The organism is Bartonella sp. MM73XJBT (assembly GCF_028618465.1).
GTDB lineage: Bacteria > Pseudomonadota > Alphaproteobacteria > Rhizobiales > Rhizobiaceae > Bartonella.
Genome location: NZ_JAQISY010000008.1, coordinates 1 through 25,563, shown reverse-complemented (window position 1 = coordinate 25,563; position 25,563 = coordinate 1). Strand labels below are relative to the sequence as shown.

At 41.4% G+C, this 25,563-nt stretch carries 22 protein-coding genes and 2 pseudogenes; 13 read left to right on the top strand and 11 right to left on the bottom strand.

What is annotated here, in order from left to right:
* Window positions 1–78 precede the first annotated feature (78 nt).
* Complete coding sequence (locus PVV69_RS04190; RefSeq protein ID WP_273756575.1) at window positions 79–981, bottom strand: polyprenyl synthetase family protein; 903 nt, start codon at window positions 979–981, stop codon at window positions 79–81.
* Between the two features lie 406 nt (window positions 982–1,387).
* Here PVV69_RS04190 and rpmF point away from each other — a divergent pair, with 406 nt between their 5' ends.
* Entirely contained in the window at window positions 1,388–1,567 is a 180-nt protein-coding gene (rpmF, locus tag PVV69_RS04185; RefSeq protein WP_273720633.1) for a 50S ribosomal protein L32, read from the top strand.
* A 499-nt stretch (window positions 1,568–2,066) separates the two neighbouring features.
* Here the strand turns inward: rpmF and PVV69_RS04180 are convergent, their stop codons facing one another.
* The 3 genes from PVV69_RS04180 to PVV69_RS04170 all read right to left on the bottom strand — a co-directional run bounded on the left by PVV69_RS04180 (window position 2,067) and on the right by PVV69_RS04170 (window position 5,093).
* Entirely contained in the window at window positions 2,067–2,651 is a 585-nt protein-coding gene (locus tag PVV69_RS04180; RefSeq protein ID WP_273720634.1) for a CarD family transcriptional regulator, read from the bottom strand.
* Between the two features lie 520 nt (window positions 2,652–3,171).
* Window positions 3,172–3,513: a ferredoxin FdxA gene (gene fdxA / locus PVV69_RS04175; protein WP_273720635.1), complete on the bottom strand. Its 342-nt coding sequence runs from the start codon at window positions 3,511–3,513 to the stop codon at window positions 3,172–3,174.
* 20 nt (window positions 3,514–3,533) lie between these two features.
* Complete coding sequence (locus tag PVV69_RS04170; protein ID WP_273756573.1) at window positions 3,534–5,093, bottom strand: hypothetical protein; 1,560 nt, start codon at window positions 5,091–5,093, stop codon at window positions 3,534–3,536.
* A 565-nt stretch (window positions 5,094–5,658) separates the two neighbouring features.
* On the opposite strand from PVV69_RS04170, the gene PVV69_RS04165 reads away from it, so the two are divergent.
* Entirely contained in the window at window positions 5,659–6,570 is a 912-nt protein-coding gene (locus PVV69_RS04165) for an RNA polymerase factor sigma-32 (protein WP_273720637.1), read from the top strand.
* 163 nt (window positions 6,571–6,733) lie between these two features.
* On the opposite strand, the gene PVV69_RS04160 is transcribed toward PVV69_RS04165, so the two are convergent.
* On the bottom strand, window positions 6,734–8,266 hold the full coding sequence (locus PVV69_RS04160) for a M48 family metalloprotease (RefSeq protein WP_273756571.1): 1,533 nt from the start codon (window positions 8,264–8,266) through the stop codon (window positions 6,734–6,736).
* Window positions 8,267–8,422: 156 nt separating this feature from the next.
* Between PVV69_RS04160 and PVV69_RS04155 the strand changes: the two genes are divergently transcribed.
* The 3 genes from PVV69_RS04155 (at window position 8,423) to PVV69_RS04145 (ending at window position 11,435) form a co-directional block, all read left to right on the top strand.
* Entirely contained in the window at window positions 8,423–9,058 is a 636-nt protein-coding gene (locus PVV69_RS04155; protein WP_273756569.1) for a thiamine diphosphokinase, read from the top strand.
* Window positions 9,059–9,156: 98 nt separating this feature from the next.
* A complete protein-coding gene (locus PVV69_RS04150; RefSeq protein ID WP_273756568.1) occupies window positions 9,157–9,576 on the top strand; it encodes a glycine zipper domain-containing protein in 420 nt (139 codons plus the stop codon).
* Window positions 9,576–11,435: an ABC-F family ATP-binding cassette domain-containing protein gene (locus PVV69_RS04145; RefSeq protein WP_273756612.1), complete on the top strand. Its 1,860-nt coding sequence runs from the start codon at window positions 9,576–9,578 to the stop codon at window positions 11,433–11,435. Before PVV69_RS04150 ends, PVV69_RS04145 begins: the two co-directional genes overlap by 1 nt.
* 222 nt (window positions 11,436–11,657) lie before the next feature.
* Here PVV69_RS04145 and PVV69_RS04140 read toward each other — a convergent pair whose 3' ends face one another.
* The 3 genes from PVV69_RS04140 to PVV69_RS04130 form a co-directional block, all read right to left on the bottom strand.
* Window positions 11,658–11,819, bottom strand: coding sequence for a DUF4102 domain-containing protein (locus tag PVV69_RS04140; RefSeq protein ID WP_273756567.1), 162 nt, complete (start codon window positions 11,817–11,819; stop codon window positions 11,658–11,660).
* Window positions 11,820–12,105: 286 nt separating this feature from the next.
* Window positions 12,106–12,675: a GNAT family N-acetyltransferase gene (locus PVV69_RS04135; RefSeq protein ID WP_273756566.1), complete on the bottom strand. Its 570-nt coding sequence runs from the start codon at window positions 12,673–12,675 to the stop codon at window positions 12,106–12,108.
* 1,343 nt (window positions 12,676–14,018) lie between these two features.
* On the bottom strand, window positions 14,019–14,276 hold the full coding sequence (locus tag PVV69_RS04130; protein WP_273720643.1) for a DUF2312 domain-containing protein: 258 nt from the start codon (window positions 14,274–14,276) through the stop codon (window positions 14,019–14,021).
* Between the two features lie 244 nt (window positions 14,277–14,520).
* Between PVV69_RS04130 and PVV69_RS04125 the strand changes: the two genes are divergently transcribed.
* From PVV69_RS04125 to PVV69_RS04115, 3 genes and pseudogenes are all read left to right on the top strand, one after another.
* A complete protein-coding gene (locus tag PVV69_RS04125; RefSeq protein WP_273756611.1) occupies window positions 14,521–15,054 on the top strand; it encodes a DUF1036 domain-containing protein in 534 nt (177 codons plus the stop codon).
* Window positions 15,051–16,487: a pyruvate kinase gene (gene pyk, locus PVV69_RS04120; RefSeq protein WP_273756565.1), complete on the top strand. Its 1,437-nt coding sequence runs from the start codon at window positions 15,051–15,053 to the stop codon at window positions 16,485–16,487. Before PVV69_RS04125 ends, pyk begins: the two co-directional genes overlap by 4 nt.
* Before the next feature lie 110 nt (window positions 16,488–16,597).
* Window positions 16,598–16,906: pseudogene (locus PVV69_RS04115) on the top strand (pyruvate kinase); the annotation flags it as partial.
* A gap of 650 nt (window positions 16,907–17,556) precedes the next feature.
* Here the strand turns inward: PVV69_RS04115 and PVV69_RS04110 are convergent.
* Window positions 17,557–17,934, bottom strand: a complete 378-nt coding sequence (locus PVV69_RS04110; RefSeq protein WP_273720646.1) for a cell division protein ZapA — start codon at window positions 17,932–17,934, stop codon at window positions 17,557–17,559.
* A gap of 12 nt (window positions 17,935–17,946) precedes the next feature.
* On the bottom strand, window positions 17,947–18,222 hold the full coding sequence (locus PVV69_RS04105) for a DUF4164 domain-containing protein (RefSeq protein WP_273720647.1): 276 nt from the start codon (window positions 18,220–18,222) through the stop codon (window positions 17,947–17,949).
* Between the two features lie 334 nt (window positions 18,223–18,556).
* Between PVV69_RS04105 and tkt the strand changes: the two genes are divergently transcribed.
* The 5 genes and pseudogenes from tkt to PVV69_RS04080 form a co-directional block, all read left to right on the top strand.
* Window positions 18,557–20,563 (top strand): transketolase, encoded by a 2,007-nt coding sequence (gene tkt / locus PVV69_RS04100; protein ID WP_273756564.1) that lies wholly within the window; start codon window positions 18,557–18,559, stop codon window positions 20,561–20,563.
* A gap of 338 nt (window positions 20,564–20,901) precedes the next feature.
* Complete coding sequence (gap, locus tag PVV69_RS04095; protein WP_273720649.1) at window positions 20,902–21,909, top strand: type I glyceraldehyde-3-phosphate dehydrogenase; 1,008 nt, start codon at window positions 20,902–20,904, stop codon at window positions 21,907–21,909.
* Between the two features lie 480 nt (window positions 21,910–22,389).
* Entirely contained in the window at window positions 22,390–23,583 is a 1,194-nt protein-coding gene (locus tag PVV69_RS04090) for a phosphoglycerate kinase (RefSeq protein ID WP_273756563.1), read from the top strand.
* Window positions 23,584–23,691: 108 nt separating this feature from the next.
* Window positions 23,692–24,723 (top strand): class I fructose-bisphosphate aldolase, encoded by a 1,032-nt coding sequence (locus PVV69_RS04085; protein ID WP_273756562.1) that lies wholly within the window; start codon window positions 23,692–23,694, stop codon window positions 24,721–24,723.
* 192 nt (window positions 24,724–24,915) lie between these two features.
* Window positions 24,916–25,365, top strand: a pseudogene (locus PVV69_RS04080) (class I fructose-bisphosphate aldolase); the annotation flags it as partial.
* Window positions 25,366–25,383: 18 nt separating this feature from the next.
* Here the strand turns inward: PVV69_RS04080 and PVV69_RS04075 are convergent.
* A partial coding sequence (locus PVV69_RS04075; protein WP_273756561.1) for a hypothetical protein occupies window positions 25,384–25,563 on the bottom strand: 180 nt, incomplete at its 5' end.

The window sequence follows — 25,563 nt, the reverse complement described above, 5'->3', positions numbered from 1 at the left end:
AAAAATCTCTTGGACATTTAACAAAGAGGATGGTGTAGGCTCTGTATAATAGAGCGGAATGTGATAGGGCAGATGACATTAATTTTTGCGTGTTGCGCTAAAGCGGGCGGCTTGTTGGAGAGGGAGTGCTTTGATACCAAAAGGGTGTAAGAGGTTTTCTGCTTTGGTAATGAGTTCGTCTCGCTTTTTTTGTGCTTCTTTAATGCCATAAAGACGAACAAAGGTGGCTTTTTGCGCATTTTCATCTTTACCGGCGGTTTTGCCTAGAACTTCGCTGTTGGCGGTGACGTCAAGAAGATCATCTGTTAATTGAAAAGCTAAACCAACATATGTTCCAAAAGCAGCAAGTTTTTCCGTTAGTTCTTTGGATGCGTTGGAAATGATTCCCCCTGCTTGGCAAGCAAAGCTTATAAGGGCAGCTGTTTTCATGTGTTGTAAAGTAAGAATATCGGTGCTCTCTTGCGGTTTTTTCTCCGCTTCAATGTCAAGCATTTGACCTCCTATCATACCACCAAATCCTGATGCTTGTGCAAGAGCTGTGATAAGCTTTATTCTGGTTTCAAAAGCAAGTGCACGGGCTTTGTTAGCAATGATTTCAAAGGCAAATGTTAAAAGGGCATTGCCAGCAAGAATCGCGGTTGCTTCATCAAAGGCTATGTGGACCGTTGGTTTTCCACGCCGAAGTGTGTCATTATCCATGGCAGGGAGATCATCGTGAATAAGCGAATAACAGTGAACACACTCTAGGGCACAGGCAACATCAAGAGCATGTGCAGTAGGGATATCAAAGAGGGCACTACTTTGTAGCACAAGAAAAGGACGAAGCCGCTTTCCACCGTTCAAGACACCGTGACGTATGGCTTTGATCAAGATGTTAGGACGCGCAATTTCACCCTTTTCAACGTGTTCACTGAGAAGTGCGTCAAGGCGATTTTCAACGCTTTGGCCATGTTTTGCAAGAAGGGTAGTAAATTCGTGCATTCTTGTTTCCTTCTATTTTTGCAAAATGAAATCTTGGAACTTACAACAGAAAAGCAGTTGTTTTTCTTCTTTTCGTCAATTTGCTTTAAGTGTTTATTAAAAAATTCATTGCTCTTTTGGTACTTACTCTCACTCTATGCGAGAGTCTTTGTGAAAGCCAAACAAAAATTGAATGAAAGATTCATGAAAAGACTTTTAATCCATATATAAATTTTTCAACTCTTTGTAATGCTCTTGTCGTTTCTATCATCAATTTTGCCCATTGGGGTAAGAGTATTGTTATTTTGACATTGCCTCTTCTGTTTAATCAGTGTATAAAGTAATCAAATTTTATAGTGTTTTTGATAAAAGCATTGTCATTTTTGGCATTGCTTTTTCTGTTTTAGTGGATTTGGAGTGTCTCTTTATGGCTGTACCTAAACGAAAAACCTCTCCATCAAAGCGGGGTATGCGCCGTTCCGCTGATGCCTTAAAGGTGCCAACTTATATCGAGGATAAAAATTCTGGTGAATTGCGTCGCCCTCATCATATTGATTTGAAAACAGGGATGTATCGCGGACGTGTTGTTCTCCCTCCTAAAGATTGAGAACTTTAATTTTTATTGAAATAAACACCAACTCTCTACACTGACAAGAGTGCTGAGAGGTGGTGTTTGTTTTTGGTTGTTCTCTTTATGGAGAATGTGAAGACACAAAGCTTCCTCCTTGTCTGGGATATCGAGTCTTTCTTTGTTATCGCGACAGATGACGGAAAAGCTTTGATGTGCATTTTTGTGTGACCTATGCCCTTGAAAGGGAACGCTAAAAAACTCTCTGGTGCTTTTGATGAGATAAGCTTTTTAGCGAATTATTTTCTTTAAGGGATCTGTGAGGTGGGGATAAAAAGGATTCAAAAAAGAGTGAGATCTCGCTTTTTTTGAGATATGAACTTATAATAATACTTATATTTTGTTCATTTTAGCAAGATGCAATTGGACAAGAGCTCTTGGCAGATTTTCTGCTAAATGCCTTTTGATCACTAAAAGCTTAATAAAAACACAAATAAAACCAGCAAGATGCTGGTTTTATTTTATGAGTAGATTTTTATTACGCAGCATAAACAGCTTCATCGCTTGAGGTTGCTTCATCTCTCTTCGCTTTAAATTCACGCTTTGGTTTGTTTGAGAGATGCATCTCTATGAGATTGATAGCTTCTGTTTCAGAAAGACTATTGATCACTGCGATTTCACGCGCCATTCTTTCAAGTGCTGCGGTATAAAGTTGACGCTCAGAATAAGATTGTTCGGGCTGTAGATTTGAGCGAAAAAGATCTCGCACGACTTCAGCAATACAAATAAGATCTCCCGAGTTGATTTTAGCATCATATTCTTGTGCGCGACGTGACCACATGGTGCGTTTAACGCGTGCTTTTCCGTGGAGGGTTTGTAATGCGCGTTCAACAGAATCAACAGCAGATAATTTGCGCATTCCAACGGAAAGAGCTTTAGCAATGGGCACTTTAACATCCATTTTGTCTTTTGCAAAATGAATGACAAAAAGTTTTAATTTATGTCCTGCAACTTCTTGATCTTCAATGGCTATGATTTGTCCCACTCCGTGGGTAGGGTAGACGATATATTCAGAGGTTGTAAATTCTTTATAATTGGAAGATGTTCCATTTTGGGATGCCATATTTTCGTTTACTCCCTTTATGACCAACAAATGTATCGGAAAACAGGCTATAAACCTGAGGGTTGAGTGTTCTTAACCAAGTATATTACACTAATTGAATGAGCATAAAAGTTGAGTACTTTTAAATCCAACAAAAAATACATTGCTTTATTAAAAAAAGCAAAGAACAATACTTAGAAAGATGATCGTGTTAAAATAACACTAACATCAAAATTCAAAAGAATCAATCATTTCGCTTAAGAATTTTTATTTTTACAAGAAAATGCTCTCAATTTTTGAAGGCGCATGATGTGTGTTGTATTGTTATTTATCGCCCCTTCTTGTTTTTTTTGAAAAATACTTTTCTTATTTGTTGAGAACGCTATCCATTTCTTTTGTTTGAAGCAGAGGGGCTTTGCAGGTGGTTTAATGAGGTCATTTATTCGCATAACGAAATTTGAGTTCTTAGCATTTTTCTAGCCTTGGTTTCTGTATCAGAGTTTATGGCTTCTGGACATTATTTTGTAAGTATGTTGTGGGGTTATTCGTCGCCAGTTCCTGGATTTTCTGAAAAATATTTTTCACATTTGTTGGGAACGCCATCCATTTCTTTTGCTTGGGGCAGAGGGTCTTTGCGTGTGGTTAAATTAGGCCATTTGTTCGCATACTGGAGATTAAGTTCTAACCACTTTTCTAATCCTGGTTCTGTATCAGGGACAATAGCTTCTGCTGGGCATTCTGGTACACAAACACCACAGTCGATGCATTCATCGGGGTGAATAACAAGCATATTTTCACCTTCATAAAAACAATCAACAGGGCAAACTTCAACACAGTCTGTATATTTACAGTGAATGCAGTTGTCGGTTACTACGTGGGCCAAGATCGAACTCCATTTTTATTTTAGTGATCTTTGGAGGAAACTGTGTCTTTATTATTTTTAAGTTGATCACGAAGTGCCGCTAATTTTGCAAAGGGTGAATCCGGATTAGGTTGTTTTTCTTTTTGAAGGGATTTATGACTCGCGCGTTTGCTGTGGGATTTGTTCATTTTATAAGGATTTTTCGTAGGCGATGGGGTCTCTTGAGGAGTCTTTTCGTCTGTTCTTGCTTCTTTTTTAAACGCTTTTTTTGCTTTATTTTGCCACTTATGTCCCGATTTATCACGCTTTTTGTGGGCGTGATGATGAAATTGATGATTATAGCGCCATAATAAAATAACTTTATCTTCTACTATAGTGCGCCTTTGCTTGGCAAAGTCGCCAACAAGTTCTGCTTCTGGTAAACACTCTATAGTCGTTTGTTGTGTGTCAACATGGGTGGATACAGCGCTTTGTTCTTCTTGGACCGTGTCTAAAGTATAAATTGCTTGCCATTGATCGCCAACACATTCTGCCGCAGGAACATTTGTTGCTGTGCTACAGGTATGGGAAGAGGCTTTGTCGGTAAGGAGATGTTGTTCAAAAAGAGCATGGCTTATGGCATGCGATTGATAGCCAAGACCTTTGAGAATTTCTTCCATATCGGTTCCATTGGCGCCAAGAATCGACATCATTTCCGATGTCACAAAAAAGCTTTTGCCATCATAAGCGCCTTCGGGTTTAGGCGCGCTCCCTTGCTTCCAATGAAGTGCTGGGCGGATCAGATTGGCAAGACGCTCTAAAATATCAATGCGTACAGCACGCTGTCCTAAGATTCGGTAACCGGCTAACTGATAAAATTGCCGGTTATAAGTAGAATCAACAACCAGTGAGGTTCGTCCAGCAGATAACGCTGCAAAAATTTCCCCAAAACCCGTTTGATCATCACTCTCATTGTGAAGTTTCCATAGCAGGGTAATGGCTTGAACCGGAGCTGGTTTAAGCATTCCTGCAACATAGATATGGAAAGCACCAAAACGCACACCTAGACGTCGCAGAACAGAACGTGATTCTTGATTAAGATTTTTGACCATTTCAGCAACTTCTCGACGCCGTAAAATCCCTAATGAATGAACCAGTTTTAAAGCAAGACTACCTGTTGAATCCGTCAAACTATCGGCATTGCGCAGGTCAAACAGAGGTTGTAAAGCGGTTTCAAAATAAAAAGTTATAAAACGCTCCAAACGTTTTACTACACTCTCACGTGCTTCCCCCGTTAATTGTGCATCTGCTAAAATAATCAGCTTGGGTTTAAAAAAATCTTCTCCTTTAACAAGTTGACCTACCGGTTGACCAATCCAACGCACAATTCCATCAGAACCAAGAGTAAAATCTTTATTGGCACAAGCAGAAAAACGCATCGCACGTTTAGAAAAAGCAAGAATCAAATTGTCATTCTCTATTGCGTTTTGCACACCTACTGATTGATCGGTATTGTTCTTGTTGGCATAAAAACGAAAACCTTCAAATTTGCCATTGCCATGTTTTTCAATAAGAATATCATCCTGAAAAACATTATTCGGTGGAACAATCTTGCTATCCATGATTATTTTCTTTCTCAGTGCTAGACTGGTAAAAAGCTTATTCTTAATAATTGTATCATTATGCTGCTCCTTTAGCACGTTTGTTGCGTTTTCTTCAATCATTCTTGTTGCTTTTTGATACTTCTTTTTGCTCCTTTAACTTGGATATTTTCTTTTTTATTTATCTTAGATTTTTTACAAAGGTCATTGCACGTATTGGTTGCGTTGTAAAGCAGTGAGCATAAAATAAGCTTGTCATTTAAAGGATAAGGTAAGTCGATAATTAAACGAAACAGTATTTGTTTATTTGATCTTTTTATTTTTTTGTTCTGTCACCAAAATATAAAAATAAAATTTTTTGCACATTTCTTGCTAGCAATAAGTGTATATTATATTGCCGTTTTATAGGCAAAACTGTGTCTTGGGATCATAAGTTTTACAATTCTCATAAAAAAAACAATTGCGATTATAAAAATACACGCTAAAGTAGCAACATACAAACAAACAACTTTTTAGTTCTTTCTTGAAAAGGACAGTGGTGTCGTTAGCAAATCGATTTTAATAATTTTAATCGCAAGGGGTTATTATGGGTAATCTTTCAAATGCTGTTTATAAAGGCAGCAAAAATTATAGCGATGCAGATAAAAGCTTAGGACGTGATATGATGCGTTCTGCTATGCAAGCGCCTTATCTTGAACGACAAAAAGAGCATGATTTGGCTCTAAGGTGGAAAGATAAACGCGATGATGAAGCTATGCATCAAATTGCAGCTGCGCATATGCGCTTGGTGATTGCGATTGCTAACCGTTTTAAACGTTTCAAAATGCCGTTGGGGGATCTGGTACAAGAAGGTTATGTGGGACTGTTGGAAGCTGCTGCGCGTTTTGAACCTGATCGGGAAGTGCGTTTTTCGACTTATGCAACATGGTGGATACGCGCTTCTATTCAAGATTATATTTTACGAAATTGGTCTATCGTTCGAGGAGGAACCAGTTCTTCGCAAAAAGCACTTTTCTTTAATCTTCGCCGTTTGCGAGCAAAATTGGTGCAAGATGATAGTGCTCTTTCAAAACAAGATATCTTTCGCACAATCGCTGAAAAGCTTGGTGTTTCCGTGCGTGATGTGGAAACGATGGATTTTCGTTTTTCCAGTGCGGATAATTCTTTAAGTGTTTCTGTTTCTGAAAATAGCGATAATCCCATTGCTAAAATGGATGTTTTGGTGGATGAGAACCCTCTGCCTGATGCTTTAATTGAACAAACAATTGATGGTCAACGGCGGACACAATGGCTTTATGATGCACTGCAAATTCTCAATGAACGAGAGTTGGAAATTATTCGTTTTCGTCGCTTGAATGAAGATGGAGCAACTTTGGAAGTTTTGGGTGAAAAGTTGGGAATCTCCAAAGAACGGGTGCGCCAAATTGAAGCACGGGCTTTGCAAAAATTGCGTTCTGCTCTTTTGAACGTTCATTCAGCAGATGCCTATGAGATATAGGCATTAGAGGAGTCTTGAGAGGTTAATTCGCTAGTGGCTATGAGGCATGTGAGCAACTATTATTGGTTACAAAAGCCAATCGGTTTGGGATTGTGAATGCTTTAGAGTCCAGGGGAAAGAGGGTAGGAGGAAAGAAGAAGTGCAAAAAATAAAAAAGCTCTCCTTATTCCGTGATGATTTTAACATCTGTGCCTGCTCGTAAAGTTTGCGTGGGCGAGAGTGCATTGAGAATGCGAAAGAATGTTTCTTTATGCGTTGCTGTTTGCATTTTATTGGCAAGACTTGCAACACTCTCTCCCTGCTGAACGCGTACAACACGGATTCTCAAGGGTTTCAGCTCCTTAAACTGTGATGATGAAAGTGAGTGAAAACTTTGTATCGTTTTTGTGGCAATCTCTTCAAAATGTTGAGAATGATGTGGGGCGGCGGTTAAAAAACGAAAAGCGTGATTTTTGAAAAAAATGACGACCACATCAAATTGCCAATGTGCATTGACTGCTCGAGCTTGTGCTCCAAGGTGTCCTTGAATTGTAATGGGGTGCACGGATGATTCGTCCAATCCTATAATCCATCCGCTTTTTAAATATTCACTTGCAGAGAGTGCAAAGGGGCGCGGTATAGCATCAAAACGAATGGCAATATTATCTGGTCCACTGGCCCAAACAGTATGGGCTGAATTCTCTATGGTAAAATTGCTAGGCACACCAAAAGTGACACGCAGTTGCTGGTGAATAAATTGGTTGTCTCTTACAAAACCTGTAGGAAAGCTTCCAGCAAAAATCATGCCATCAATGCTTTTGAGAAAAGAAGCACGGTCCCTCTTTCCTATGTTTGCTGTCGTGATTTTACGCGCCTTTTCTTTGACAAGGCGAATCCGTTGTGGAGTGGTTGGGTGGTTTGCTAGAAAGTCCGAGGAAGTTTTTGCTGTACTCAAGATATTACGGAAAACTCTATAGGCTTCCATTGATTGGAGAAAGCGTAGGGAGGCAAACGGATCATATCCTGCTTTTTTGAGCATTTCTAAGGCAATGGAATCAGCTTCTAGTTCTTGATTGCGTGAAAATTGTGCCAGTTGTTGCTTGTTTTGTATAGGATTATGAAGCTTGCTTGTTTCATGAGGGAAAAGGTGTGAGGAGAGATGATTTGTTGCCTTCAATTCCGCTTCTTTTTTTAGCCGTAAAATGCCATGATTAGCGGTAATATGGGCTATTTCATGGGCTAAAATTGCTGCAACTTCTGAAGAATCATTGGCTAAGGCAAGCATGCCACGGGTGATGTAAATAGAGCCATTGGGTTGGGCAAATGCATTGATGCTTTCTGAATTTAAGATTGTTACAGAATAGTGTTGCTGAGGATTGTGTGACACGCTAGCTAGTTTGTGCACAATCTTCGCTAATAGACGTTCAAGTTTTGCGTTATAATAGGTACCGCCATATTTTTGCAAAATACGGGGGTGTTGTAGAGCGCTTAATGTGACATAAATATTGTGCTTGCTGGCATGTTTGACTGTTCCAGAAGAATCTGAAGAAAGCATATCATTGGGAGAGAGATGCATATGACAAGCAGAAAGGAGAAGCGTGAGGCTTATGAAAGGTGCTCTGTACATTCTGGTGCGAAAGGGAATATTTCGTTGAAAAATTTGGTGTTGTTGATTCTTATACACTGTGTTTTTAGGGTGAATTGTGGCAAATTTCATTGGTCTCTTTGTATATGTTTTTTTAAGTAAGAAGAAGCTTTTGGGGAAGGAGCTTTTTGATAAGGATTCTTTTGGCTATAGCACGGTTATTGTCCATAAGAAACGGGTCTTTTTGATAAAAGATACGAGAAAAAATTACGGAAGGCAGAGTATAGTATGACAACATTTACAATATTGTTAAATGGAGATGTTTGTATCACCGATCGGTTGCTCACGCAAATTCACAAAAGTCGCGTGATTGCTGCAGATGGGGGAATGCGTCATGCCGCTGCACTTGGTGTGATGCCTGAGTTGTGGGTGGGAGATTTCGATTCATCAGATCAAACTTTAATCAACAGCTATATTCATGTGTCCCGTGAGATTTTTCCCTCTGATAAAGATATGACCGATAGTGCTCTGGCATGTGAGAGAGCTCTGCAAAAAGGTGCCAAACACCTTATTTTGTGTGGTGCCTTGGGAGGGGAGCGGAGTGATCATAGTCTTTCTCATATGGTACAAGCACTGATGATGGCAGAAAAAGGTATTACAGTGTTGTTGACAAGCGGTTGTGAAGAAGGATGGCCAGTCTTACCAAAGACTTTTTCATATGATCTCCCCGATGGATGTTTGTTTAGTATTATCGGTTTTTCTGATTTACAAGGCTTGACGCTTTCAGGGGTGAAATGGCCACTTTGTGACAAAAATGTGTCATTTGGGTCGTCTTTGACACTTTCTAACCGTATTTGTGGAACCTTTTCTTGCCATTTAGGTTCTGGAAAAGCTATATTGTTGGCGTCTGTACCTATTCCATAAAGCTCTTCCGGTATATTTGATTAAGGCAGAGGGGGGCAAGCGATGAAGTGCTGGCATGAATGATATATTTATGTATTAATTTAAGGAGAGGTTTTAATATGTTAAAATCATTTTTGAAAGTGGCAGTTATTTCAGCCATTGGCTTAAGTACTGTAGCTTGTACTACAAATGATCAGCGTGTTGCACGTTACGGTGTGGGAGGAGCAGCAATAGGTGCTTTGGCGGGAACTGCAATTGCTGGAAGTACTCCTGGTGCAGCACTGACTGGTGCCGCATTTGGTGCTATTGCTGGAACAGTAACAGGTGCTGCTGTCAATCAGAAAAGAGAACAAAGACGGGAAGGACAGATTGTTATTCATCCGTCAACAGCAATGTGCACTTATCGTGGGCATAAAGGACACTATTACAAAGCACCTTGTGCACAAAAAATGCATACACAAAAAATACCACAATTGTGCACTTATCGGGATGGAAGAGGTGTGATGTATAAGGCACCTTGTCCACGCCGCGTTCGTTAATGGTGTTGCCGCTCTTGCGGCTTGACCGCATTTTTCTAACCTTTGGAACAACCCCCCTGCTCAACCAAGCTTGCTTATCGGTTGAGCAGGGGGCTCGTATCGCGCTGGTGGGGCGTAATGGTTGTGGAAAATCAACGCTGTTAAAAATTGCCGCAGGAATAATTGAGCCGAGTGGTGGGGAAATTTTTCGCCACCCTCGAGTCACGATACGGTATGTTTCACAAAATCCCGATTGTGCGGGATTTGAGGATATTCATGGCTTTGTAGAAGCGGGGTTAGATCAGACCCCTGATGTACCATGGATAAATACACTTCGCGATAATCTAGGTTTTTCAGGAAGTGAAAAATTGGAGACCCTTTCTGGGGGGGAAAAGCGGCGTGTCTCTTTGTTGCGTGCTCTTGCCGCAAAACCAGATATTCTTCTGTTAGATGAACCAACCAATCACCTCGATTTGCCAACCATTGAATGGTTAGAAAGGACTTTATGTTCTTTGTCTTCAGCCATTGTGGTGATTTCCCATGATCGGCGTTTTTTGGAAAATGTCACGCGTTCAACCCTCTGGCTTGATCGAGGTAGTACAAAAAGACTGGAAAAACGCTTCTTAGAATTTGAGAATTGGCGTGATAAGGCGTTGCAAGAGGAGGCTCTAGAGCAACATAAATTAGGACGACAGATTGCACGCGAAGAACAATGGTTGCGCTATGGGGTGAGCGCACGGCGTAAACGCAATGTACGTCGGTTGGGGGAATTAAAAGAGCTGCGAAAACTTCACAAAACCTATAAAGGGCAACCAGGAACTGCGCTTTTGATTGCTGCTAAAAGTTCTCATTCTGGTCAATTGGTCCTTGAAGCAAAGAAAATTTCAAAATCTTATGGGAAGCGCGTTATTGTCAAAGATTTTTCTTTACGCATTCAGCGTGGTGATCGTATCGGCTTGGTTGGTCCCAATGGTATTGGCAAGACAACATTACTTTCTACCCTCATTGGGCAAGAAGCCGTTGATAGTGGAACGGTGAGGCATGGATATAATCTTTCCATGGCATTTCTTGATCAACAGCGTATTCTCAATGAAGAAGAAACATTAGCCCATTATCTCACGGGGGGGAGGGGAGAGACTCTTGTGATCAATGGTCAAGAGCGCCATGTGGTTTCTTATATGAAGGATTTTTTGTTTTTACCTGAACAAGCACGTACACCACTCAAAGAATTTTCAGGGGGAGAAAGAGCGCGCCTTATGCTGGCTCGGTTGCTATCGCGTCCGGCAAATTTTTTGATTCTTGATGAACCCACCAATGATTTGGATATGGAGACCTTGGATTTGTTGCAGGAATTTATTGCCGATTTTGCTGGAACAGTTTTGTTGGTGAGCCATGATCGGGACTTTTTAGATCGCACGGTGACTCATATGTTGGCGCCCCAAGGAGATGGGCATTGGATTTTGTATGCTGGCGGTTATAGCGATATGATAGCGCAAAATAAGAACGCTGTATCGTTAGAGCGCAAAAATAAAGAGTTATCAAAACGTAAAGCATCTGCAAATCCGCGTGGATGGGCGAATGAAAATCTCATTTCAAAAGATCATGACTTTAGGGGGCGGGAGAAAATAAAGCCACGCAAGCTGTCTTATAAGCAGGTTTATGCTCTGGAAAAATTGCCTGAACAAATCGCTGCTTTGCAGGATGAAATCAAAAAAATTGAACAAGAACTCTCTGATCCAGCGCTCTATGGCAAGGATAAAGAGCGTTTCGAGCGTTTATCCATAGCTCTGGAAGAGAAAAAAAAGAGTTGTGCTGGCAAAGAAGAGGAATGGTTAGAACTTGAATTATTGCGCGAAGACAGTGAATGTGGAAAGTTATAAACGCTTTAGCGTTAATTCTTTCAAGAAGCTTTTTATGGATTTGCATGATCGCTTTTTTTCATTTCCTCTTTGTTTTGCTTCATTCTGTATGGAATGCGTGTGCATATTGGAGAGAAAAAAGAGTTACGCATGAAAGAGGAGTAATGGGAGATTGCACTTTAATGGGGTCACGGCCCTCATGCAAAACAGAACGCTATTGATTTGCACATTCACGGGCTTTTTTTAAAGAGACATTTCACAATGCCCCCAAGCCCATTTCACGACAGCGTTCGTGAGGGTATAACGGTAAAGCCATTGAGCACTGCTATTTTTACGCTTGTGAAGAAGCAAGCCGGCATCATCATTCACTTTGCCAGCTCCCAATGTTGCGACAGCCCTTGGCACCTAAGACGGTTCAGAAGAGCCATTTTTAGTTCTTTCTTATACAATTTTTACCCACACACCAGTCCCGCTTTTGACGTGCAAGCGAGTGGTTTTGATTGATTCAAGATAGACAGGTTTGAAATGAGAGAATCTTACGATATTCGAGGGTCTCATTCAATATGAGTAACGCTAAATTATCATTATAAATCAATATGTGTCCTGTTATGTGAAGACAGTGAAAAAGGAACATTTTCATCATTTTGTAAGGCTTGATATGACTTTCTTTTAATATTCTGGTGAAAATACCTTATAAAGCTTTATACTGATTTCTTGGGCTCTGAGGATCATGAATTCGAGAGGTGAGAATATGATCTCTCCATTTGCCAGAAATCATCAGATAATCTCTCGCATAGCCTTCTTGCTCAAAATCAAGGCGCTTCAATAAATTTCCGCTTTTGGTATTTTCAGGCATATAGTTTGCCATCATGCGATGGAGATGATAAACAGCAAAGACATGGGGTATCAGAGTAGATAAAATCTCGAACATGAGACCTTTTCCTTGCTGTTTTTCGTCAACAGAAAAACCAAGATGACAGGCTTGAAAAACACCACGAACCACATTGGTAAAATTCACGGTGGCAATGATCGTAGGGTCATTTTTCAATCGTGTGGCATATCGATAGGCGCATCCTTGTGCACTCTCATGAGCAAAAGCCTTTGCGCGTGTTTCCCAAGCTGTTAGAGTATTATAATCAGCAGATCTCACCGGTTCAAAGGGGCGGAGATGATTCTCATTGCGCAGGTAATAGCAGGACAGTTCGGCTGCATCTTCTGGACCAATTAAGGTGGAAATTGTGCGTTTTGTTGTGATTGCCATAGCTTTTTCTTACAAGAAATGGATGAGTTTGTCTCTTTCTCATACTTCTTTTCACGTGGTTTGTCCTTTTTGCCGAAATTCACTGCAAAGGGTGGGAAGCTGATTGTGGATTTTATCAAAAGTGATCAATTTTACAGCAAGGTGTGGAATGATGGGGGAAAAGTTACCGATTCAGAGCTTATTTTGCAATTGATTGTTAATGCTTTGTTACATTGATTTATCTCTTTTCAATTACTCCTTGCATAAAAGCCTCTGCGCTCACTCTAAAGCACAAAACTTATTCTTTATCATTTATGTGTGTTTTTAATCCATAAGTTTTTTGTGCTTATAAAAGATGTATAGATTTTTGTCCTTTCCAAAAATACTTGGCAAATTATAGGAGGCAATGGGTGCGGCTGTGTGCAAATTTGCAATACTTAAGCCCTTGCTGATTTGATGCACCTTTCTGCGTTGGTGGTGTGAGGGTTGCGTCTTTTTTCCTTTCTATGATTGTGCTCTTTTCGTTCAATGACCTTCTGCTTTTTGATTATATCCTTTTTGCGTGTGTGCAATTATGGGAAGTTTGTCAATCCATTTCTCAGCCCATTTTTGACGATGAGAGATTGAATAACTTTTTTGCCATTTGCTTTGTGCAAAAGAGGGTATGGTTTACAATTAGTGCATAGTTTTTGGTGTTTTCACTCATCGGTTTCTTTGATTCTCTCTCCTTAGTAACGGAGTGAGAGAGTAGAAGATTTTTTCGTACAAGAGATGTTATACTTTCTCAAACAACCATTCATCAATAAGTGATGCATTGATTTATAACGGTCATTTATTATTTCTGATCTTCAAGAAGAATCTCGAATATGGTAGGATTTTCTGATTGCAAATTTGTTTATGATAAATCATGCCAAATCATTTTCTTGCTGCTTACAACCGGGATTGGCATGTGGGGTGAAAGTGATTGAAGATAAGGGGGCTTGGTTGATGAATGTTTTCAGGTGCCAAGGGTATCCGCAACATTGGGGAGGGAAGAGTCTGATGGTGTGCGTAGTGATTGGTTTGTTATATTCTGATCGTGATGTCCTTTATGGGTCCTGTTGTGAAATAGAGGCGGTGCATTGAGAAACTCCTCTTTAAAACAAGTGCGCAAATTAGGAACACAAGAGTATTTTGTGGTGGCCATTTTCTAGCATTTTTTGTAGCGCGCTGTTTTGTATCAGAGGCGAAAAATCCAACATGTCGTTGATATTATCGTTATAAGCTCTATGCACCGCTCATTTCTGACAAGAAATTGAGGTGTGTGATTCCTTTTCTCTGTCATATTGAGAAAATATCTGATGCCATTCTTGTGATGAATGGCGTTAACTCATCCCAAGTGCATCTTTATAGAGTTGGATGATGGTTTCTTCTTCTATGCGTTCATGCTCTTCTTTTTTACGCAGCCGTATAATGCTGCGCACAGCTTTACTATCAAAACCAGAGCCTTTAAGTTCGGCGTAAACCTCTTTAATATCATCAGAAATCGTTTTTTTCTCTTCTTCTAATCGTTCAATACGCTCAATAAAAGCGCGCAATTGGTTTACGGATATTGCGTGTGTTTCATTGGTCACTGTGTTCATTGCATTTTTCTCCGGACTTTATGTTTTAAGCTGTTTTGTTAGCGATAATTTTTTGTTGAGAAAGCCTGAAAAACAAGAGGTCAATCAAGCTACATCGTTTTTTTACAAATTGACTTTAAATATTTTGTAAAATTTTTAAGATATGCATTGATAAAAAGGCATTAAGAAGCCAAAAAGGATAAAAACATATCTCTATCGATTTGTAAGAGATGTGATGAGGCTTTTGAAAAAGAATAAGGGCTGTATGCTTTGTTTTAATCGCTTACATGATAAAGGAAGTTTTGTGGTTGCCAAAAAACAGGAATGGGGGTTGTGGAAAAAACTGAGCGTTTTTTTCTTGAGTATTCTGCTGTCGTGCTGGTTTGTTGGTTTGGCAAGAGCTGATTTTAGAGTTTGTAATACCACCCAACAGTCCGTTGGTGTTGCCCTTGGCTATCGTACATTTTCAGGCTGGGTGAGTGAAGGGTGGTGGGTGGTTCCCGTGACAGAGTGTAAAACCTTAATTGAGGGACCACTTTCTTCACGGTTTTATTATTTTTATGCCGAGGGTGCACAGAAAAAAGGCAACTGGGCAGGGTCTATAACGATGTGTGTGCAAGATAGCCAATTTACCATTCAGGGGGTTCATGATTGTTTTCCGCGAGGCTATCAAAAGGCGGAGTTTAAGGAAATTGATACGGGTAATCAAACCAGTTGGATGGTACAGTTGACGGAAGAGTCCTTGTTGGGTGATTCAGTAGTACAGCCCCCCTCGCTTTTAGGAGGTTCTTCACAGTGAAACGTGCACGTAAGGTAAAAATTATTGCTACTCTTGGTCCTTCTTCTTTTTCTCTTGCAATGATTGAAAAACTTTTTAGGGCGGGAGCCGATGTTTTTCGTTTGAATATGAGCCATACGGACTGTGAAACAATGGCTGATTTGGTTCAGCGCATACGCGAGGTTGAAAAAATTGTTCGCCGGCCCATTGGTATTTTAGTGGATCTTCAAGGACCAAAATTGCGTGTTGGATCTTTTGCTAAAGGGCAAGAGGAGTTGCGTGTTGGGCAAAGTTTTACATTAGACAGTCATGATGAGCTGGGGAATGGACAGCGTGTTTATTTTCCCCATAAGGATGTGTTGGCTGCTGTGAAACCAGGGGATCGGCTGTTGATTGATGATGGAAAGTTGGAACTACGTGCACAGTTATGTAATGACCATTTTGTTGAATGCCGTGTGGTTGCTGGAACCCGTATTTCTGATCGCAAAGGTGTCAGTTTTCCGGATACCATTTTGCCTTTTGGTTCGGTGACGTCAAAGGATAAGGCTGATCTTCAAGCTGTTTTGCAACAGCCTGTGGATTGGATCGCTCTTTCTTTTATCCAGCGTCCAGAAGATATTATAGAGGTGCGCCGGTTGACGAAAGGCAAAGTGGCTTTGATGGCTAAAATCGAAAAACCTCAAGCTTTGGAGCACATAGAGAAAATTATTGATGTTTGTGATGGCATTATGATTGCACGGGGAGATCTTGGTGTAGAAATGCCCTTGGAAAAGATTCCTGCATTGCAGATACAACTCATAAAAGCCTGTCGTTTAGCAGGAAAACCCGTGGTGGTGGCAACACAAATGCTTGAGTCTATGATTTCCTCTCCTGTTCCAACACGTGCAGAAGTTTCTGATGTTGCTACAGCGGTTTATGCGGGGAGCGATGCGGTGATGTTGTCTGCTGAATCCGCTTCTGGTCTTTATCCTGAAGAAGCTGTGCTTATGATGGATCGCATTGCTCGGCAAATTGAGCAAGATCATACTTATGAGGTGATGGTTGGAGCGCAGCATCCTGCACCACAGTCAACAGGAACCGATGCCATTTCTTTGGCCGCGCGACAAATCGCTGAAACACTCGCATTAGCAGCTATTGTTGCTTATACCGCTTCGGGCACAACGGGTGTGCGTGCTTCACGAGAGCGCCCAAGTAGACCCATTATTGCTTTGTCACCCATTGTGGGAACAGCGCGGCGATTGGCTTTGGTTTGGGGACTACATTGTGTGGTGAGTGAAGATGCACGGGATCTAGAGGATATGGTTGACCGTGCAGCAGCGATTGCTTTTCAAGAAGGCTTTTGCAGAAGTGGAGACCGCTTTCTTGTTACCGCAGGCGTTCCCCTTGGTACGCCTGGTGCGACAAATCTCTTGCGTATTGCGGCTGTTTCTCAAGATGGTACAAAGGGTGTTTGAAGGGTTTGGGGATATTAGAAATGTTTGGGTAGAGTGATTTACTTTGGAGCGCAGATGTTATTTGTCATCTGTTTGATATGAGCAGAAATCTCTGATGTTTACAGAGTGGGGCGGTGATGTTGTCTGCTGAATCCGCTTCTGGTCTTTATCCTGAAGAAGCTGTGCTTATGATGGATCGCATTGCTCGGCAAATTGAGCAAGATCATACTTATGAGGTGATGGTTGGAGCGCAGCATCCTGCACCATAGTCAACAGGAACCGATGCCATTTCTTTGGGGCAGCGCGCGAGATCGCTGAAACACTCGTATGCATAGCTATTGTTGCTTACCGCTTCGGGCACAACGGGTGTGCGTGCTTCACGAGAGTGCGCAAATAGATCCATTATTGCTTTATCACCCATTGTCAAAACAGCGCGGCGATAGGCTTTTAGATTGCGAGAGTTAATCTTGTAATATTATCTCCTCAATCGGTATCCGATCTTTATTTTGAAGAAGCGATTCTGATGATGGTTAGTGAATTTTATTGCGCTATTTGTGAGACATTGTTCTTTAAATTGATATACATTGTTTTCAGGACACGCTTTAGGAGACTTGTTTTGACAGTCCAAGATATTGATTGATGATAATTCAGCATTTTCTCATTTTAAAAGCTCTTAATAAAAATATTTTTTCAGTTTAAAGCCTCTTGGTTTAGAGGTGAACAATATTTGCTTCTTTGTTCATTTCATGAAGAGTTGGTGGGGCAATAAAACAGCCAATATCCTTTTCATAAACCTTTTAAATGCAGAAGCAGCGACAAAATTGCAAAAAGGGCAAGGAGGTAGAACAGTACTGTTGGTCTATTCCTTGATAGGTGTAAAGACGGAGCCGTTCAGAGATTTTACATGATATTTTTCATGAGAGGTGTTTGTTTGTGAGACAACTGGAATTGATGCAAAACAGTAGCATTGCTTTTTAAAAAAACATTTCTTTTGCTTGTTGCTGTATATGTACGACTTTTACAATGAGACCGATTTTTGATTGTTGTTGGAAAAATTATATTTCTGGTCAGTTTGAGAACGAGTGTGTGTTTATGAGCTCTCTCGTTCTTGAACATCAATGCTGGTTTGGTTATCTTGGAGCAATTGATTGGTGAGCTTTTCAATGCGTTCTGTTGTATTGCGTACAATTCTTCCCATGGTGCGGTCTCTTTCATTGTGCAGCCGCAAAAGAGCCTCGTAATCTTCTTGTAGTTTTTTATTTTCTCGTTGGATTTCTTCCATTTCATCGATAATCATAATGCCGGCCATAACCGATAAACGATGATCGCCAATTTCACCAAAATTTTTCTTCAAATGGGCGATATATTGGTCTAATCGAGCTGCAAGTTCAATAAGATGGCTTTCTTGTCCTTTATTGCAAGCCATGCGATAAACTTTACCATCAATGGTGACGGAAACAGTTTCCATACATTCAAACCTTTATCTATCAATGACAACACGAATGGTTTCCATCGCTTTAACCAAACGTTTGGAAACTTCTTTGTTTACTGCTTCTAGCCGCTCAACTTGTGCTTCAGCTTTATCTAGCGCTTGGGCAAGATGGCTACGATCAGTGTTCATTCGTTGAATTTCTTCTTCCCATTCGTTATTTTTATCAATAACAACATTGCGATTTATAATGGTGATCTCTAAGGTTCTTAGTGCTTTTTCTAATTGCTCTAAAGCGTGTGGAAGAACCGTAGTTTCTTGATTCATGATATTTTTATCCTCCAAGTGATTGTATCCTTTATCAGTTTTTTATGCAAAAACGAATCACTCATTTTCTTTCCTTGTGTAAATTTTATTTTTAAGTATGTAAGACATTTTAGCAAGCAAGGCAGAGAACACATATGAATTAAAGGCTGGATTTTTTAAAAGTATTGGCATAAATGATATGTGTGCAAAGGATATGTGAGGGGAATGGTATTGGTATTACTTACAGAATGGTAAAAAATCCGACCCTAGAAATGAAAAAAGTATTGCTCAAAAAATCTAAGAGAATACAGAAGAAGCAACAGAATAACCTGTTTAACGAAATGGTTTATCATTTATGACAAATACTGAACAACAAAATCAGATGGCCAATGCTATCCGCTTTCTTGCGATTGATGCGATTGAAAAAGCAAATTCTGGTCATCCTGGCTTGCCAATGGGTGCAGCTGATATTGCTACCGTTCTTTATACAAAGTTCCTTGCCCATGATCCTAAAAATCCTTCCTGGCCTAACCGTGATCGCTTTGTGTTATCGGCTGGGCATGGATCTATGTTGCTTTATGCTTTACTCTATCTTTCCGGTTATGAAGATATCTCTCTTGAGGATCTCAAAAATTTCCGCCAACTAGGCTCGAAGCTTGCTGGGCATCCAGAATATGGGCATGCTGCGGGTATTGAAACAACCACCGGGCCTCTTGGACAAGGGTTGGCGAATGCCGTGGGGATGGCGCTTGCTGAGCGCTTACAAAATGCGCGTTTTGGTGATCTCATCAACCATTATACTTATGCCTTGGTTGGCGATGGATGTCTTATGGAAGGGATTTCTCAAGAAGCACTTTCCCTGGCGGGTCATTTGAAACTCAACAAGCTTATTGTATTGTGGGACGATAATAATATTTCTATTGACGGTGAAATCTCCCTTGCTGATAATACAGATCAGATAGCGCGTTTTAAGGCGTCTGGGTGGAATACGCACAAAGTCGATGGGCATAGCCAAACGGCTATAGCCAATGCCATTAAAGAAGCACAAAATTCTGATAAACCAACTTTGATTGCTTGTAAAACAACCATTGGTTTTGGAGCACCCAATAAAGCTGGAACCAATAAAGTTCATGGTGCTCCTTTAGGAGCACGGGAAATTGCTGAAACTCGTATCGCTTTAGGCTGGAGGAGTGAGCCTTTCGTTATTCCAGCGGATATTCTTGATAATTGGCGCTTGGCGGGTCTTAGTGCTGCTAAAGGGCGGCAAAAGTGGGAAGAAAAATTAGCTGCTCTGCCTGTGTCAGAACGTGTGGAATTTGAAAGATTGATGCGGGGCGATTTGTTGGGTGGATTTGATGGCGCTATTGATGCTTATAAACAAAAAATCGTGGAAGAACGCCCTGTGGTTGCTACTCGTAAAGCTTCGGAAATGGCTCTTGAAGTCATCAATGAAGTCGTTATGGAAACCATTGGTGGTTCTGCTGACTTAACAGGCTCTAATAATACTAAAAGCAGCCAGATGAAAAGCATCTCTGCTGAAGATTTTTCAGGACGCTATCTGCATTATGGAATTCGCGAACATGCCATGGGTGCTGTGATGAATGGTCTTGCCCTTCATGGCGGATTTATTCCTTATGGGGGAACTTTTTTATGCTTTTCTGACTATATGCGTCCTGCCATGCGGCTCTCTTCTTTGATGGGATTACGAGTGATTTATGTCATGACTCATGATTCCATCGGTCTTGGTGAGGATGGTCCCACACATCAACCCGTAGAGCATTTGGCTTCTTTGCGTGCAATGCCCAACCATTTTGTTTTCCGCCCCGCTGATGCTATAGAGACAGTGGAGTGTTGGCAATTGGCTTTGAAAACGCGTGGAACGCCTTCTACTTTGGCTTTAAGCCGACAAAATTTACCACTGTTGCGTCAAGAGCATGAAGAAGAAAATCTTTGTATGCTCGGTGCTTATGAATTGCTCACTGCTAGCGATGATGCGCAGGTGACCCTGTTTGCTTCTGGTTCAGAATTGCAAATTGCCGTGCAAGCACATGCGCTGTTGGAAGAAAAGGGCATTCCAACACGTGTAGTTTCTGTGCCTTGTTTTGAACTTTTTGCCCAGCAATCTCTTTCTTATCAACGTGCTCTTATTGGTGATGCACCCATTAAAATTGCCATTGAAGCTGCTGTGGGGCAGGGATGGGAACGCTTTATTGGCTGTGATGGTGTGTTTATTGGCATGGATGGATTTGGTGCGAGCGGAACAATTGAGGCGCTTTATCCACATTTTGGCATGACTTGTGAGAATGTGGTGGCTCACGTTGAAAAAAAACGGGAAGAAATCAATAAGGAAAATGCCAAATAAGTATTCATGGTGCAATGAGTAGTTGTGATCATATCGAAGGCAATATTTATTTTTTGCACAGTTGTGGATTAAGTGATGAATGAAGATATGGAATTTGTAGCTGTTCATCATTTGGGAGTGTTGGAGCGAATACCCATTTGTTGTGCTATAAAGAGAAATGAGGAAAATGTGAGATGACGGTTCGCGTGGCAATGAATGGGTTTGAGTGTATTGAGTGTAATATTTTACGGGTGATTGAGTAATTGATGAAGATATGGAATTTGTAGCTTTTCACCATTTGGGAGTGTTGGAGCGAATACCCATTTGTTGTGCTATAAAGAGAAATGAGGAAATGTGAGATGACGGTTCGCGTTGCAATTAATGGGTTTGGTCGTATTGGGCGTAATATTTTACGGGCACTGGTAGAAAGTGGGCGGAAAGATATCGAAGTTGTGGCTGTTAATGATTTGGGATCGGTGGAAACCAATGCCCATTTGTTGCGCTATGATTCAGTCCATGGGCGTTTTCCAGGGCATGTGAAGGTGGTTGGTGATGCCATTGATGTGGGAGGTGGTTTGATCAAGGTGTTGGCAGAGCGTGATCCAGCACGGTTGCCGTGGAAAGCTTTGGATATCGATATTGCTTTGGAATGTACCGGCATTTTTACGACGCGTGAAAAAGCAAGTGCTCACTTGGATGCGGGGGCAAAACGTGTTCTTGTTTCTGCACCCTCTGAGGGTGCAGATCTTACGGTGGTTTATGGCGTGAATCACCAATCTTTAAGCAAAGAGCACCACGTTGTTTCAAATGCTTCTTGTACAACAAACTGCTTAGCACCTGTTGCACAAGTTTTGCATAATACGGTGGGCATTGAAAAGGGCTTTATGACAACAATCCATTCTTATACGGGCGATCAACCTGTGTTGGATACAATGCATCGTGATCTTTATCGGGCACGCGCCGCCGCTCTTTCTATGATCCCTACCTCAACAGGGGCGGCAAAGGCTGTGGGATTGGTTTTGCCAGAATTAAAAGGTTTGCTTGATGGTGTGTCAATTCGCGTGCCAACGCCAAATGTATCCGTGGTGGATTTGACATTTACCGCTAAGCGTTCCACAACAGTTGAAGAAATTAATACGGCGATTTGCACTGCTGCACGCGGTTCACTCAAGGGAATTTTAGATTATACGGAAGAAAAGCTGGTCAGTTGTGATTTTAATCATAATCCGCATTCAGCTATTTTTCATAACGATCAAACAAAGGTGATCGACGGTCAGCTTTGTCGTGTTTTGGTTTGGTACGATAATGAATGGGGTTTTTCAAACCGCATGGGTGATACGGCAGTCGCTTTTGCCAAAACCATATAAAAGAGGACCCGAAGGTCCTCTTTTATATTAAAAGGTCAAATTTTATGATAAAAATAAGGACGCAATCTTTTTGAAAAAACGCCTAAAAGCGTTCTTGGTGGCTGAAAACAAGGTATTGTCCAAGTGATGGCATAGTGTGTTTTGTGTTTGTACAGGCATAGTTGGTTTTAAAAACCATATAAACAAGAAAAGTATGAGAAAATAGAGCTGCTGATCTCTTTTTTATAAAAGCAAAGAGAAAGTTTTGTAAAGCAAAGGTGATCGATGGATTTTTGTTTAAAACAACGGAAAGTAAAGAGGAAATAGCGGATGGGTTTTCATACACTTGGTGATGTTGATGAAGGCTGAGAGAGTATGTCTTTGTATTATGGGTGAGTGTGCGGGCTGTTTTCTTTGATTGCAGATTGAGAGGATTGCGTAAGGCGAAGGTTGTCAATGTGTTTTTGTTTAAAATAACGGACAGTGAAGAGGGAATAGCGGATGGGTTTTCGTACACTTGATGATGTTGATGTGGCTGGAAAGCGTGTGCTTGTGCGGGTGGATTTTAATGTGCCCATGGCGCTTGGCAAAGTTTGCGATGAAACGCGTCTTCAACGGCATAAAGAGACGCTCGTTGAACTGCAAAGGCGTGGTGCTAAGCTTATTCTTCTATCTCATTGTGGGCGCCCAAAGGGAAAAGTTGAGCCAGAATTTTCACTCAATCCCGTTGTGGAAGTGTTGGAAAAAATCATCAATCAACCGGTGACTTTTGCATTCGATTGTATTGGTTCAGCAGCGCAGGTAGCGGTTGAGGCATTGCAAAACGGAGGCGTTTTATTGCTTGAAAATGTTCGTTTTCATCCAGGTGAAGAACAGAACGATTTTTCTTTTGCTGAGGCTCTCGCCCATAATGGTGATCTCTATGTGAATGATGCTTTTTCTGTTTCTCATCGTGCCCATGCTTCGGTGGAGGGAATAACACATTTGTTGCCTTCCTATGCGGGGCGCTCTCTACAATGTGAATTACAAGCATTAGAAAAAGGGCTTGGCAATCCAACGCGTCCCGTGATTGCATTGGTTGGAGGCGCAAAGGTTTCCAGTAAGCTTTTTGTGCTCAATCATTTGGTTGAAAAGGTTGATCATTTGGTCATTGGTGGTGGTATGGCCAACAGTTTTTTAGCTGCACAAGGTATCTGTGTTGGAAAATCACTGTGTGAACATGCACTGATGGAAACAGTCAAAAAGGTTATGGAAAAAGCGCGGGAGTGCCAATGTAGGATTCTGCTTCCTGTGGATGCGATTGTTGCATTTCGCTTTGAAAAAGATGCTCCCCATCGTCTCTATGATATTGGAGATATTCCAGAGGAAGGTATGATTCTGGATATTGGGACGCGTTCCATTGCTCATATCAATGCTGCGATTGACGAGGCTGCTACTCTTGTCTGGAATGGTCCCCTTGGGGTTTTTGAGATATCGCCCTTTGATCAAGGTACCATAGCAGTAGCACGTCATGCAGCAGAACAGAGCCTGACAAAAAAATTGATTTCAATTGCGGGAGGAGGAGATACGGTTTTTGCACTTAACCATGCTGGTGCTGCTGATGATTTTACTTATCTTTCCACCGCAGGGGGTGCTTTTTTAGAATGGATGGAAGGCAAGGTGCTTCCTGGTATTCTCGCTCTTATGCAAGCTTAAAGGCTTTATTGAAGAGAAAATTGAAAAAGCTGTATGGTCACGGGCTGTGTTCAGTGTGCTGGCTGTATTGCTGATTTTGGAAATGCGATAAAATAAGAGGAATTTTTAATGAGTGAACGTCTTGAAGATATAGCTCTTGCTCTGGTGAGTGCTGGTAAGGGTATTTTGGCTGCAGATGAAAGTACTGCAACAATTGGCAAGCGTTTTGCAAGCATTGGTGTTGAATCCAATGAGGATAACCGGCGTGCTTATCGTGAAATGCTTTTTAGCGCAAAAGAAGCTATGGAGAGTGCTATTTCGGGTGTCATCTTATTTGATGAAACCATTCGTCAAAAAGCGTCTACGGGGAAAATGTTGACAGATGTTATTCGTGATGCTGGTGCTTTGCCAGGGATTAAAGTTGATACCGGTGCTAAACCGTTGGCGGCTTTCCCTCATGAGACAATTACCGAAGGGTTGGATGGACTTCGTGAACGTTTAAAAGAATATTATGCTTTGGGAGCGCGTTTTGCCAAATGGCGTGCGGTGATTGCCATTGATGCACAGACGCTGCCAACAAGGGGAGCTATCAAGCAAAATGCATGGGCTCTCGCGCGTTATGCTGCTTTGTGTCAAGAATTAAAAATTGTGCCGATTGTTGAACCAGAAGTGTTGATGGATGGACCATCACGCGGTCATTCCATTGTGCGCTGCTTTGAGGTGACACAGGCTGTCTTAACAGCTGTGTTTAAAGAGTTGTTTGAAGCCCGTGTTGTTTTCGAGGGGATGATTTTAAAGCCCAATATGGTGATTGATGGTAAAGATGCGCGAAAAGCTTCTGTTGAAGAGGTGGCGGAAAAGACGGTTCAAGTGCTTAAACAAACTGTGCCTGCTGCTGTACCAGGAATTGCTTTCCTCTCTGGAGGACAATCTGATGAAGAAGCGACTGCCCATTTATCAGCTATGAATGCTTTAGGGGCATTGCCTTGGAAATTGACCTTTTCTTACGGGCGAGCATTGCAAGCAGCGGCCTTAAAAGCATGGGCTGGTAAACATGAAAATATTGCTGCTGCGCAAAAGGCTTTTTGTCATCGTGCTCGCATGAACCATTTGGCTGCTTTGGGAAAATGGACAAAAGAGCACGAGCAGTCTTGTGTTTAAATAAAAACAAATTTTCCATTAGCGGCTTTTTCTTGATGAGATGATGCGCAAAGGGTGGATGTGTTTTGCTGCGTCAAGATACTTTGCGCTTCTAGAGTGCGTTTTGCTCAAGGACTGTGTAAGTGGTTGCCATTGATGCACAGACATTGCCAATATAAGAGGGGCAAAATGCATGGGCTCTTGTCCGTTTGTTGCTTTGAGGTGACACAGGCTGTCTTAACAGCTGTGTTTAAAGAGTTGTTTGAAGCCCGTGTTGTTTTCGAGGGGATGATTTTAAAGCCCAATATGGTGATTGATGGTAAAGATGCGCGAAAAGCTTCTGTTGAAGAGGTGGCGGAAAAGACGGTTCAAGTGCTTAAACAAACTGTGCCTGCTGCTGTACCAGGAATTGCTTTCCTCTCTGGAGGACAATCTGATGAAGAAGCGACTGCCCATTTATCAGCTATGAATGCTTTAGGGGCATTGCCTTGGAAATTGACCTTTTCTTACGGGCGAGCATTGCAAGCAGCGGCCTTAAAAGCATGGGCTGGTAAACATGAAAATATTGCTGCTGCGCAAAAGGCTTTTTGTCATCGTGCTCGCATGAACCATTTGGCTGCTTTGGGAAAATGGACAAAAGAGCACGAGCAGTCTTGTGTTTAAATAAAAACAAATTTTCCATTAGCGGCTTTTTCTTGATGAGATGATGCGCAAAGGGTGGATGTGTTTTGCTGCGTCAAGATACTTTGCGCTTCTAGAGTGCGTTTTGCTCAAGGACTGTGTAAGTGGTTGCCATTGATGCACAGACATTGCCAATATAAGAGGGGCAAAATGCATGGGCTCTTGTCCGTTTGTTGCTTT